The sequence below is a fragment of the Arenimonas daejeonensis genome (assembly GCF_007993735.1).
In the GTDB taxonomy this organism is placed as follows: domain Bacteria; phylum Pseudomonadota; class Gammaproteobacteria; order Xanthomonadales; family Xanthomonadaceae; genus Arenimonas; species Arenimonas daejeonensis.
In genome coordinates this window covers 2,382,545-2,395,070 of record NZ_CP042453.1, presented here as the reverse complement: position 1 = coordinate 2,395,070, position 12,526 = coordinate 2,382,545, and the positions used below count along the sequence as shown (strand labels likewise).

Annotated in this window: 8 protein-coding genes and 4 pseudogenes; 1 reads left to right on the top strand and 11 read right to left on the bottom strand. The window is 68.6% G+C overall.

What is annotated here, in order from left to right:
• Nucleotides 1-5: 5 nt before the first annotated feature.
• Nucleotides 6-1,265: an amino acid permease gene (locus FRZ33_RS11655; RefSeq protein ID WP_146909819.1), complete on the bottom strand. Its 1,260-nt coding sequence runs from the start codon at nucleotides 1,263-1,265 to the stop codon at nucleotides 6-8.
• 32 nt (nucleotides 1,266-1,297) lie between these two features.
• Nucleotides 1,298-2,761, bottom strand: a complete 1,464-nt coding sequence (locus FRZ33_RS11650) for an amino acid permease (RefSeq protein ID WP_146909817.1) — start codon at nucleotides 2,759-2,761, stop codon at nucleotides 1,298-1,300.
• A 183-nt stretch (nucleotides 2,762-2,944) separates the two neighbouring features.
• Between FRZ33_RS11650 and FRZ33_RS11645 the strand changes: the two genes are divergently transcribed.
• The gene (locus FRZ33_RS11645; RefSeq protein WP_146909815.1) at nucleotides 2,945-3,496 is read left to right on the top strand and encodes an NUDIX hydrolase; all 552 of its coding nucleotides are present in this window, start codon (nucleotides 2,945-2,947) and stop codon (nucleotides 3,494-3,496) included.
• Nucleotides 3,497-3,648: 152 nt separating this feature from the next.
• On the opposite strand, the gene efpL is transcribed toward FRZ33_RS11645, so the two are convergent.
• The 9 genes and pseudogenes from efpL to FRZ33_RS11600 all read right to left on the bottom strand — a co-directional run bounded on the left by efpL (nucleotide 3,649) and on the right by FRZ33_RS11600 (nucleotide 12,525).
• On the bottom strand, nucleotides 3,649-4,212 hold the full coding sequence (gene efpL / locus FRZ33_RS11640; RefSeq protein ID WP_146909814.1) for an elongation factor P-like protein EfpL: 564 nt from the start codon (nucleotides 4,210-4,212) through the stop codon (nucleotides 3,649-3,651).
• Nucleotides 4,213-4,316: 104 nt separating this feature from the next.
• A pseudogene (locus tag FRZ33_RS11635) lies at nucleotides 4,317-5,086 on the bottom strand (SDR family NAD(P)-dependent oxidoreductase).
• Nucleotides 5,087-5,348: 262 nt separating this feature from the next.
• Nucleotides 5,349-5,501: pseudogene (locus tag FRZ33_RS17465) on the bottom strand (GNAT family N-acetyltransferase); the annotation flags it as partial.
• A gap of 133 nt (nucleotides 5,502-5,634) precedes the next feature.
• Nucleotides 5,635-7,527 (bottom strand): putative bifunctional diguanylate cyclase/phosphodiesterase, encoded by a 1,893-nt coding sequence (locus FRZ33_RS11625; protein ID WP_146909812.1) that lies wholly within the window; start codon nucleotides 7,525-7,527, stop codon nucleotides 5,635-5,637.
• Between the two features lie 47 nt (nucleotides 7,528-7,574).
• Nucleotides 7,575-8,219: a PAS domain-containing protein gene (locus FRZ33_RS11620; RefSeq protein WP_158637210.1), complete on the bottom strand. Its 645-nt coding sequence runs from the start codon at nucleotides 8,217-8,219 to the stop codon at nucleotides 7,575-7,577.
• Nucleotides 8,220-8,284: 65 nt separating this feature from the next.
• On the bottom strand, nucleotides 8,285-9,178 hold the full coding sequence (locus FRZ33_RS11615) for a hydroxymethylglutaryl-CoA lyase (protein ID WP_194163158.1): 894 nt from the start codon (nucleotides 9,176-9,178) through the stop codon (nucleotides 8,285-8,287).
• Between the two features lies 1 nt (nucleotide 9,179).
• Nucleotides 9,180-9,743, bottom strand: coding sequence for a hypothetical protein (locus FRZ33_RS11610; protein ID WP_146909806.1), 564 nt, complete (start codon nucleotides 9,741-9,743; stop codon nucleotides 9,180-9,182).
• A pseudogene (locus tag FRZ33_RS11605) lies at nucleotides 9,743-11,738 on the bottom strand (acetyl/propionyl/methylcrotonyl-CoA carboxylase subunit alpha). The gene FRZ33_RS11610 and the pseudogene FRZ33_RS11605 overlap by 1 nt, the downstream one beginning before the upstream one ends.
• A pseudogene (locus FRZ33_RS11600) lies at nucleotides 11,738-12,525 on the bottom strand (enoyl-CoA hydratase-related protein). Before FRZ33_RS11600 ends, FRZ33_RS11605 begins: the two co-directional pseudogenes overlap by 1 nt.
• Nucleotide 12,526 lies beyond the last annotated feature (1 nt).

The window sequence follows — 12,526 nt, the reverse complement described above, 5'->3', positions numbered from 1 at the left end:
AAGGGTCAGGCCGTCTTGCGGCCGAACACCCGGAACAGGATCCAGGCCACCAGGGCCACGCCGGCCGCACCGCCGATCAGGTTCAGCGGCGACGAGAAGATCAGCAGCGAGCAGGCCAGCAGGGCGCCGATGCCCAGCAGCTTTTCCTTGAGGCCCGAAGGCCGCTGCGGCGTGCCCACCAGCAGGCTGAGGCCCGCGGCCACATAAGCCAGCACGACCAGCAGCACCACCATGCCGATGATGGTTTCGAACTGCCCGGCCACGGTCGGCGCCAGCGTCACGAAGGCGATGGCGGTCATTGCCAGCGCGACGAACATCAGGCCCCAGCCGGCCGCGCCGTTGGCGAACAGCCGGCCGAAGATCGCCGGCAGGTAACCGCGCATCGCGGCGCGTGCGCCGGATTCGCCCGACACCAGCATCCAGCCGCCCAGCGTGCCGGTGGCCTTCAGGGCCGCGGCCGCCGCGATCACCGGGATCGCCCAGGGACCGAAGATGCTGCCGGCCACGAGCGCAAACGGCGCGCTGGAGGCCGCGAGCTCGGCCGCCGGCACGATGCCCATCACCAGCACCGAAGACAGCAGGTAGACCACGCCCGCCAGCAGGATGCCGGCCAGGGTGGCGCGCGGCACGTTCTTGTCCGGGTCGCGCACGATGCCGGCCACCATCGCGCCGGTTTCCAGGCCGACGAAGGCCCAGAAGATCGGCGCCAGGTTGGCGATCACCACCGAGGCGTCGGATTCGCCGGTGACGTTCCAGGCTTCACGGTACAGGTCGGCGTCGAAATGGCCCCAGCCGCCGATCAGCACCACCGCCACCGGCAGCAGGCCGAACACCACGCAGAAGGACTGGAAGGTGGCGACCTTGCGCGGCCCCATCAGGTTGATGCCGAACATCAGCCAGATCAGCGACACCTGGCCGGCGATGCGCACCGAGGTGTCGGTGCCGTCCAGCGGCATCAGCGTGACCAGGTAACCGAAGGCCGCCACTGCGATCGCGTTGTTGCCGATCCAGGACGAGGCCCAGTACAGCGTGGTGGCCAGGAAGCCCATGTCGCGGCCCAGCGAGGGCCGCACATAGTCGTCGGGGCAGTCCAGCTGCGGGTAGTCGCGCGCCAGCCGGGCGAAGGCGCCGCCCAGGATCACGGCGATCACCGTGCCCAGCAGCCAGCTCAGCGCGGTCACGCCGCCCTGGCTGGCCAGCGAGGCCGGCAGCAGGAAAAACCCGGAGCCGATCATGTTGTTGGCCACCACGAAGGTGGCCAACAACGGGCCGATCTTTTAGCCGTGCTCACGGAACATTACTTCCGCAGCTTGCTGTGGCTGTAACCGTAGAAGAAGTAGATCAGCATGCCGAGCGCGGTCCAGCCCAGCATCAGCGTGTAGTGCTCCTTGAACGGCTGCCAGAACAGGTACAGGCAGGCGACCACGCCCAGCGGGCAGATGATGGCCGCCATCGGCACCTTGAACGGGCGCGGCAGGTCCGGACGGGTGCGGCGCAGGATCAGCACGCCGGCGCAGACGGTGGCGAAGGCGAGCAGGGTGCCCATGGACACCAGTTCGCCCAGCAGGCCGATCGGCAGGAAGCCGGCCAGCGAGGCGGCGAAGATGCCGACCAGGATGGTGCCGATGTATGGGGTCTGGTGCTTGGGATGGACCTTGGCGAAGAACTTCGGCAGCAAGCCGTCCTTGGACATCGAATAGAAGATGCGCGGCTGGCCCATCAGCATCACCAGGATCACCGAGCTCAGGCCGGCGATGGCGCCGATCTCGATCACGGTCTTGAGCCAGGCCAGGGCCGGGTAGGCCTCCAGCGCGGTGGCCACCGGCTTGGGCGTGCCCAGCTGGGTGTAGGGCAGCATGCCGGTCAGCACGGCCGAGACGATGATGTAGATGATGGTGCAGAAGAACAGCGAACCCAGGATGCCGATCGGCATGTCGCGCTGCGGGTTCTTGGCTTCGCCTGCCGCGGTCGAGACCGCGTCGAAGCCGATGTAGGCGAAGAACACCACGGCCGCGCCGCGCACCACGCCGTCCATGCCGAACTGGCCGGGGCCGACGTTTTCGGGGATGAAGGGCACCCAGTTTTCCGGGTTGACGTACTGCAGGCCGAAGGCCACGAACATCAGGATCACGACCACCTTGATGGCGACGATGATCGAGTTGACGAAGGCCGACTGGGTGATGCCGACGTAGCACAGGCCGCTGATGGCGGCGATGATCGCCACCGCCGGCAGGTTGATGATGCCGCCGGTGTAGACGATGCTGCCGTCCACCACGTTCAGCGGCGCCGCCGCGAAGGCGGCCGGCAGGCCGATGCCCATGCTGGTGAGCAGGCTGTTGAAATAGCCCGACCAGCCCACCGCGACGGTGGAGGCCGCGAACATGTATTCGAGCACCAGGTTCCAGCCGATGAACCAGGCCACGAACTCGCCCAAGGTGGCGTAGGAATAGGAGTAGGCGCTGCCCGAGACCGGCATCATCGCCGCGAACTCGGCGTAACACAGGCCGGCGAAGGCGCAGGCGATGCCGGCCAGCACGAAGCTCAGCATGATCGCCGGGCCGGCGTGCACCGCGGCCGCCTGGCCGGTCAGCACGAAGATGCCCGCGCCGATGACCGCGCCGATGCCCAGGAACACCAGCTGCCGGGCCGTGAGGGTGCGCTTGAGTGTCGGCTCGCCCTCCAGGCTGCCTTCGACAGGTTCGCCGGCGTCGACGTGCGGCGCCGGTCCCACCGGCTTGATGGCGAAAAGGTTCTTGAGCATTCGGACGAACTCCCCTGCGTGTTATTCGTTCTGCCGCTCTTGGTGGCGGCAAGCGGAAACTTGGACATCGCGCCGGGCGCGACGGCGGGCCACCATAACCCGGGCCGGGAGAGCCCGGCAAGGGACCGGCGGCGGCCCTGAAAGCGTTGATAATGGCGCCCCGCCGCGATACCGGAGTCCCGAATGCCGACCGACCACGCCGCCCTTGCCGCCGTCCTGCAGGCCTACGGCCGGCAGGCGCCGGAGCAGGCCGCCGAGGCCCGTTTGTTCGCGGATTTCCTGGCCTCGTCGCCAGACGTGTTCGAGCGCCGGCACCCACCGGGCCATTTCACCGGCTCGGCGTGGCTGGTCAGTGCCGACGGACAGCGCGTGCTGCTGACCCATCACCGCAAGCTGGGCCGCTGGCTGCAGCTGGGTGGGCATGCCGATGGCGATTCCGACCTGGCGCGGGTGGCCTTGCGGGAAGCCGAGGAAGAATCCGGGCTGGTCGATCTGGTGGTGGAGGGCGGGATATTCGATCTCGACCGGCATGCGATCCCGGCCCGCGGCGCGGATCCGGAGCACTGGCATTACGATGTGCGCTTCGTGGTGCGCGCGACCGGCAGCGAGGAATTCGCGATCAGCGAGGAGTCGCTGGAGCTGGCGTGGAAGCCGGTCGTTGAGATCGCCGCGGATCCGTCGGCCGACGAATCGATGCGACGGATGGCGGCGAAGTGGTTGCGGGTTCGAGGCTAGTACTCACCCCTCCCCAGCCCTCCCCTGTAAACAGGGGAGGGAGTCATCAGCTCCTCCCCCTGCCTGCAGGGGGAGGTCGGGAGGGGGGGAACTTCGAGCAAGGACTCACCCCTCCCCAACCCTCCCCTGTAAACAGGGGAGGGGGCAAAGCGTCAGGCCCGGCCGTTGAATTCGCCGGTCAGGGTGCTGACGTGGATCTTCTCGCCGTTGACGATGTACTCCGGCACCATGATCTCGATGCCGGTGTTGAGCTTGGCCGGCTTCGGGCGCTTGGTGGCGGTGCCGCCCTTGAGTTCCGGCGGCGTCTCGACCACTTCCAGCACCACGGTGGGCGGCAACTGCACGGCCACCGGCGCGTCCTCGATCAGCTGCACGTAGCAGCCGGCCAGGCCGTCGGTGATGTAACCTGCGGCGTCGCCGACCACGTCGGCGTCGAGCTGGTAGGGCGTGAAGTCCTCGTCGTCCATGAACACGAAGGCCTCGCCGTCCTTGTAGCTGTAGGTGCTGGCGCGTCGGCTGAGCTCGACTTCGCGCAGTTCGTCGTCGGCGCCGCAGCTCAGGTCGAACTTCACGCCGCCCGGCACGCTGTACAGGGTGAAGCGGAACTTGACGTTGCCGCCGCGGCCCTGCGGCGAGCTGCGTTCGATGTCGCGCACCTGGTACACGGTGCCGTTGTGTTCGATGACGTTGCCTTTCTTGATCTCGCCAGCTTTCATCTGCGTTCTCTTTTCATGTTTTTCTCCCTCTCCCGCGCGCGGGAGAGGGCTGTCTTTTCTCCCTCCCCCACTCGTGGGGAGGGCCGGGGAGGGGGTGCTCGGGATTACTTGGGAGCCAGCCGAACGGCGCCATCCAACCGGATCGTCTCGCCATTGAGATACCGGTTGCCCAGGATGTAGGCCACCAGGTCGGCGAATTCCTCGGGCCGGCCCAGGCGCGACGGGAACGGAATCGAAGCACTCAGCGACTGCTGCACGGCTTCGGGCATGCCGTCCACCATCGGCGTCCAGAAGATGCCCGGCGCCACGGTGTTCACGCGGATGCCGAAACGCGACAGCTCGCGCGCCATCGGCAGGGTCATGGCGACCACGCCGCCCTTGGACGCCGAATACGCGGCCTGGCCGATCTGGCCCTCGTAGGCGGCGACGGACGCGGTGTTGACGATCACGCCACGCTCGCCGTCTTCGCCGGCGGCGTTGTGCTGCATCACGTCGGCGGCGGCCTTGGCGACGTTGAAGCTGCCGACCAGGTTCACCATCACCGTGGCGCTGAAGTTCTTCAGCGGCATCGGCGCTTCCTTGCCCAGCACGCGGCCGGCCCCGAGGATGCCGGCGCAGTTGATCGCGGCGTTCAGTCCGCCCATAAGTCCTTCGCGGCAGCGATATTGCCGGCCACGTTGGCTTCGTCGGTGACGTCGGTGCGGAAGTAGCGGGCCTGGTCGGCGCCCAGTTCAGCGACGGCGGCGGCGCCCTTGTCGTCGTTGATGTCGAACAGCGCGACCTTGCCGCCGCCGGCGACGATGCGCTGGGCCACGGCCAGGCCGAGGCCGGAAACGCCGCCGGTGACGACGGCGCGGATGTCCTGGATCTGCATGGGGATTCCTGCAACGGGAAAGGCGGCAATTCTAATGCATCGCCCCCGGGCCGGCAGCCGGGCTACAGGTCCAGCAGGTAGAAGCGGTTGCAGCCGAAATGCCCGGTGGCGCCCATCGGCCCGTCCAGGCGCCGGAAACCGGTGCGTTCGTAGAGTTTCTGGGCCGAATCCATGCCGCGCAGGGTCTCCAGGTAACACTGGCGGTGGCCCAGGTCCGGGCCGCGTCCAGGCAGTGGGCCATCAGCGTGGCGCCGGCGCCGCGGCCGCGCAGTTCCGGCAGGAAATACATCTTGCGCAGCTCGCACACGCCCTCGGGCCCGCCGTCCAGCGGCGCCACGCCACCACCGCCCAGCACCCGGCCATCCACCTCGACCACGAAGTAGGCGGCCCCGGGGCGGTCGTAGGCCGCGCACATGGCCGAGACCTCGGGGTCGTGGATGGCGAAACCCGGCCGCTGGCGCCGAACTCGGGCATCACGCTGCGGATGATGTCGGCGACCGCGGCGTCGTCGGTGGGCCGGATCGGGCGGATGTGCAGATCGGGATCGGTCATTGCGGTGTATGCAGTCCGGTCTGGCGCAGGAAGGCGGTGAAATTATCCGGCTCCAGCGCCTGGCTGAAAAGAAAACCCTGGCCGGTGCGGATGCCCAGGCCCAGCAGGAAATCGCGCTGGGCCGGGCTTTCCACGCCCTCGGCCACCACGTCCAGGCCCAGGCTGCGGGCGATGCCGGCCACCGCCTGGCAGATCGCCACGTCCGATTCGTTGCCGGGTACGCCCTGCAGGAAGCTGTGGCTGAGCTTGAGGCCGTGGATCGGCAGCCGGCGCAGGTAGTTCAAGGCGCTGTAGCCCTCGCCAAAATCGTCGATGGTCAGCACCACGCCCAGGCCGCGCAGGGTTTCGAAGGTGTGCAGAGTGTCGGGTGCGTCCTCGATCAGCACACGTTCGGTGAACTCCAGTTCCAGCGCCGAGCCGGGCAGGCCGTACTCGTTCAAGGCGTCGCTGATGATCTGCGGCAGGTCCTCGGTGAGGAACTGGCGGTAGGAGATGTTCACCGCCACCCGTTCCAGCGCGAATCCCTCGGCGCGCCAGGCGGCCATCTGCTTGCAGGCGGCCTCGATCACCCAGGCGCCGATGCGCACGATGTCGCCGGTGGTTTCGGCATGGCTGATGAAGTGGTCCGGGCGCATCTCGCCCAGCACCGGGCTGCGCCAGCGGATCAGCGCCTCGGCACTGCGCACCTTGCCGTCGGCCAGCGCCACCAGCGGCTGATAGACCAGCCGGAATTCCTCGTTGTCCAGCGCCCGCCGCAGCTGTGCCTCGACCTGCACGCGGTCGTGCTGCTGGCGCGCCAGTTCCGGCGTGAACACCTGCCAGTTGTTGCGGCCGCGGCGCTTGGCGTCGTACATGGCCGCATCGGCGTTGTTGACCAGCTGCTGCACGCTCTTGCCGTGTTCCGGATGCCGCGCCAACCCCACGCTGGTGGTGATGGTGAATTCCTCGCCGGCGTAGCGGAAGCTGTCGCCGAAGGCGCGGGTGATGCGCTCGGCCAGGGCTTCGGCCTCGCCCGGGTCGTGTTCGGTGTCGGCCAGCACCAGGAATTCGTCGCCGCCGAAACGCGCCAGCACGCCGGACTCGCCGACGCAGCGCTCCAGCCGGCGCGCGGCGTTCACCAGCAGATGGTCGCCGGCGCTGTGGCCCAGCAGGTCGTTGACCAGTTTGAAGCGGTCCAGGTCGATGTACACGACCGTGGTGCCGGGGTGGTCGCTGCCCAGCCGCCGTTCGAGTTCGCTCAGGATGCCGTCGCGGTTGAACAGGCCGGTCAACGGATCGGTGCGCGCCTGGCTGCGCAGCGCTTCCTCGATCTGCCGGCGCTGGGTGATGTCCTGCAGCGTGCCGGTCAGTCGCGCATTCATCGGTGCGCGGCCTTCGGCCTGGCCGATCAGGCGCGCCCAGTGGCTTTCGCCGTCGGGACGCACGACCTGGATTTCCAGGTCGAAGGCGCCGCCATCGCGGATCACGCTTTCGATCGCGTCCTCGACCTGGGGCCGGTCGCTCGGCGCCACCTGGGCCAGCACGCCGGCCAGCGTACGCGGCGGGTCGTCGCGGCGACCGATGATGCGCAGGGCTTCGTCGGTGAGGTACAGGCGGTGGCGGCCGCCGTCCCATTCCCAGCCGCCGACCCGGGCCAGGGCCTGGGCGCGCAGGAACAGCGCGCTGTCGCGCTTGAGCTCGGTGACGTCGGAGAACAGCGAGATCACCTGGTGCGGCCGGTCGGCGCCTGGCCTGAACTGCGGCACCGACGTGGCCGACACCCAGGTCAGCTGCTTGCGCCGGTGGTGGTACAGGCCCAGCAGGGTGCTCTCGACGATCTTGCCCGTGGCCAGCGCACGCATCGGCGGCATGTCGCGGAAGCCGATCGGGTAACCGCGGTGGTCGATCACCAGCCAGTCTTCCCAACGCAGGCCCGAGACGATGTCCAGGCCTTCGTCTATCCCTGGATGCGGAAGGCGGCGGCATTGCCGGACAGGATGTGGCCGTCATCGCCCTGGAACAGCACGCCCTTGTCGATCGCCACCAGCAGCGCGTGGTAGTTGAGCTCGGCCTCGCGCCGGCGGGTCAGGTCGCGGGCCACCGCGATGACGTTGCGGTGCGGCCCGTCGAAAAAACTGGCCGAATGCACTTCGACCGGGAAGCGGGTGCCGTCGCCGCGCATGTTGTTGACTTCGACCACGTAGGTCTCGTCTCGCGAGAGGGCGTCCATCACCGGACCCATGTGGTCGCGCGGCAGGTCGGGGTTGATGGCGTGCACCAGGCGGCCCACCAGTTCTTCGCGCGGCAGCCGGTAGGCTTTTTCGCCGGCGCGATTGAGGTCAAGGATGCGACCTTCCGGGCTGATGATGCTGACCGGGTCGGGCACCGCGTTGAACAGGCTGTCGTAACGCAGGCGCAGGCTTTCGGATTCACGCTGCAGGCCGCGCAGGCTGGCCAGCAGTTCCGACAGCAGCACCGGATCGGCGCTGCCACCCGCAGTGATCAGTTGTTCCAGCCGCGCGATCAGGGCCTCGTCGCCATCGCGCGGCGCAGTCGTGCCGGTGGCGTCCTGGGCATCGCTGGGCGGGTTCTTTTGATCCATGCCGAGGTCGTCACGGGCAGGCGGGGGCGTCCCGAGCATACACCGGGGCCCCGCGGGTCCCGTGCTCAGGCGCTGGCCAGGTTGACCTTGCTGCCGGAGCCGCGGCCGAGCAGGGCGGCCAGCCAGCGGCCGGTCTCCACCAGCTTCGGCAGGTCCACGCCGGTGCGGATGCCCATGCCGTCGAGCATGTAGACCACGTCCTCGCTGGCGACATTGCCGCTGGCGCCGGGCGCGTAGGGGCAGCCGCCGGTGCCCGAGACCGCGGCATCCACCACGGCCACGCCTTCTTCCAGGCAGGCCAGGATGTTGGCCAGGGCCTGGCCGCGGGTGTCGTGGAAATGGATGGCCAGGGCCGGCATCGGTACTTCCGCCGCGACGGCCTTGAGCATCGCCCGCGCCTTGCCCGGCGTGCCGATGCCGATGGTGTCGCCGAGCGAGATTTCGTAGCAGCCCATCGTATGCAGGCTTCGGGCGACGCGCACGACGTCCGACAGCGGCACCTCGCCCTGGAAGGGGCAGCCGAGCACGGTGGAGACGTAACCGCGCACCTTCACGCCGTCAGCGAGGGCGCGTTCCAGCACGGGACGGAACCGTTCGAGGCTTTCGTCGATCGAGGCATTGATGTTGTTGCGGCTGAAGGCTTCCGAGGCGGCGCCGAACACCGCCACTTCCTCGACGCCAACCGCACGCGCGCGCTCGTAGCCCTGCATATTGGGCACCAGCACCGGATAGGCGACCGTAGGTTTGCGGCTGATGCCGGTGTAGACCTCGGCCGCGTCGGCCAGCTGCGGCACCCACTTGGGGCTGACGAAGCTGGTGGCTTCGACCGTGCGCAGGCCGGTGGCGGACAGGCGGTCGATCAGCTCGATCTTGGCCGCGGTGGGGATGAGGGTCTTTTCGTTCTGCAGGCCGTCGCGTGGACCGACCTCGACGATGCGGACCTGGGCGGGCGTGCGCACCTCAGTCACTGCGCACGCGCTGGAAGCGGCCGGGATCGGCATCGAAGAAACCGGCGCGGTCCAGCACCTCCGGGTCCTGCGTGCCGGTCAGGCGGTTGAACAGGCGTTCGTCGCGGGCGATCACTTCGCCCTCGAGCTCGTCATCGATGATCGCGTGCGCGATCGGCTTGTCCTCGGTGGACCAGAGTTCCAGCTGGTCGCCCTGCACGCGGTAGCGCATTACATAGACATCGCCCTCGGGCATGCGATGCTCTTCGTCGAAGCGGCGCATCAGCCAGTTCGCGTCCACCCAGGCGTAGGTGTGTCCGCCGTGGCGGCCGAGGTGGAAGCGGGTGGCCTCGCCGGTCTGCGGGCCGGCGGGTTTGCGTTCGGTCACTTCCAGCGTGCAGTCCTTGCCGACGTGCAGCACGACCTCGCCGTCGGCCTTGCCTTCCTCGTCCAGCGACGACCAGTCACCGGCCAGCGCGGAATCGCAGGACAGCGCCTGCAGCGGCGCCTGTTCGAAGCTGGTGGCCTGGCAGGCGGCCAGCAGGCCGGTGGCCAGCAGCAGCGGCAACTTGTTCATCACGCCTCCAGTTTCAGCAGCACCGCGTCGGCATCGACAAAATCGCCGGCCGCCGCCTGCACGGCGGCGACCTTGCCGGCGCGCGGGGCGCGCAGGCTCAGTTCCATCTTCATCGCTTCCATCACCAGCAGTTCCTCGCCCTCGGCAACGTCCTGGCCGGGCTGGGCGCGCACCAGCACGATCCGCCCGGGCATGGGCGCGGTCAAGCGGTCGCCGCGGCCGGCGGCGGCGCTGTCTTCGAAACGGAAGGCGGGCACGCGTTCCAGCCGGATCCGGCGGTCGCCGTCGTGGGCCGAAGCGCTGCGGGCATCGGCGTGGGCACGCATGCGGTGCTGGCGGCCGTCCACTTCGGCCACCAGGCGGCCGGCGACGAAGCGGGCGCCGCGGACCTGGTGTTCACCCCGTGGACCGAGCAGGCGATAGTCGCCGCGGCTGCCGCGGGCGTGCAGTTCGATACGTTCGCCGCGATGCAGGAAACACAGCAGGCGTTCGCCGGCATGGCCCAGGCGCCAGCCATCGGCGATCGCCCAGGGTGAATGCGGGTCGTTGCTGCCGGCGGCGGCGTCGCGGGTGGCGGCTTCGTCGTGCAGCAGGGCGGCCGTCGCGGCCAGCGCGAGGTGCGCGTCGGGCAGCGCCTCGTCCTTCGGCAGCACTTCCTCGAGGTGTTTGTCGAGGTAGGCGGTGTGGATGGTGCCCTCGACCACGCGCGGGTGCCGCACCAGTTTTTCCATAACTCGATGTTCGACTTCGGGCCGACCACGTCGCAGTCGGCCAGGGCTTCGCGCAGGCGGGCGAGGGCGCGCGTGCGGTCGGTGTCCCAGACGATCAGCTTGGCGATCATCGGGTCGTAGTGGATGGTGACGGTGTCGCCTTCGACCACGCCGGCGTCCAGGCGCACGTTCGGCGACGGTTCCGGCAGGCGCAGCGTCTCGAGCTTGCCGGAGCCGGGCAGGAAACCCTGCGACGGGTCTTCGGCGTACAGACGCACTTCGATGGCGTGGCCCGTGCTGGTGATGTCCTGCTGGTGCAGCGGCAGGTGTTCGCCGGCGGCCACGCGCAGTTGCCACTCCACCAGGTCCAGGCCCGTGACCAGTTCCGTCACCGGGTGCTCGACCTGCAGTCGGGTGTTGATTTCCATGAAATAGAAATCGCCATCCGGGCCGACGATGAACTCGACGGTGCCGGCGTTGACGTAATCGATGGCGCGTGCCGCTTCGACCGCCGCTTCGCCCATGCGCTGGCGCAGGTCCGGCGTGAGGAAAGGCGAGGGCGACTCCTCGACGACCTTCTGGTAGCGGCGCTGGGCGGAACATTCGCGTTCATTCAGATGCAGCGTCTGGCCGTGGCGGTCGCCGAACACCTGGATCTCGATGTGGCGCGGTTCGCCGATGTAGCGTTCGATCAGCACGCGGTCTCGGCCGAAGGCACCGGCGGCTTCGCGCTGGCAGCTTTCCAGCGACGCCGCGAATTCGGCGGCCGAACGCACGATGCGCATGCCCTTGCCGCCGCCGCCGTGCGCCGCCTTGATCATCAGCGGGTAGCCGACGCGGTCGGCTTCGGCCTGCAGGTGGGCGGGGTCCTGGTTTTCGCCGGTGTAGCCGGGCACCACCGGCACACCGCGCGCGTGCATCAGCTCCTTGGCGCCGGCCTTGCTGCCCATCTTGCGCATGGACGCGGCCTTCGGGCCGATGAAGACCAGACCCGCGGCTTCGACGGCATCGGCGAAATCGGCGTTCTCGCTGAGGAAGCCGTAGCCGGGATGGATGGCCTGGGCGCCGGATTTTTCGCGACCTCGAGAATGACGTCGCCGCGCAGGTAGCTGTCCTGCGGCCGCGGCCCGCCGATCGGCCAGGCTTCATCGGCCAGCCGCGCGTGTTGCGCGTCGGCATCGGCTTCCGAATACACGGCCACGGTACGGATGCCGAGCCGCCGGCAGGTGCGGATGACCCGGCAGGCGATCTCGCCGCGGTTGGCGATCAGGATCTTGGTGAACATCAGGATGGAATCCAGTTCGGCGGGCGCTTGTCGAGGAAGGCGGTCAGGCCTTCCTGGCCTTCGGGGAAACGCGCAGGCGGGCGATCAGGGCGGCGTTTTCGGCGTCGGTGCGTTCGGCCGATTCGCGGGTCATGCCGCTCATGCGCAGGGCGAGTTGTTTGGCTTCACGCTGGGCAACGGGGCCGCCCTTGGCCCAGAAGTGCAGGGCGCGGTCCACGGCCTCGTCGAGTTCGGCGACCGGCGACAGTGAATGCAGCAGGCCGATGGCCATCGCTTCCGGTGCTTCGATCACCTCCGCGCCAGTGAACAGGCGGCGCGCGTGCCGCGGTCCGATGGCGGCGACCACGTAGGGCGAGATCACGGCGGGCACCAGGCCCAGCTTCACTTCCGACAGCGAGAACTTCGCGCCCTCGGCGCCGATGGCGTAGTCGCAGCAGGCAATCAGGCCCACGCCGCCGCCGTAGGCCGAACCGTTCACCCGCGCGATGGTCGGCTTGGACAGGAAGTTCAGCGTGCGCATCAGCTTCGCGAGCTTCAGCGAGTCCTCCCGGTTCTCCGCCTCGCTGGCCTTGGCCATGCGCCGCATCCAGCCCAGGTCGGCACCGGCGGAGAAGGTGCTGCCTTCGCCGGTGAGCACGACGGCGCGCACAGAATCATCGGTGTCGAGCTGTTCGAGCGCTGCGGTGAGTTCGGCGATCAGCGTGTCGTCGAAGGCATTGTGGACCTTGCCGCGCGCGAGTGTCAGCGTGGCGGTGTGGTGTTGGCGGTCGAGACGGATGCTGGTCATG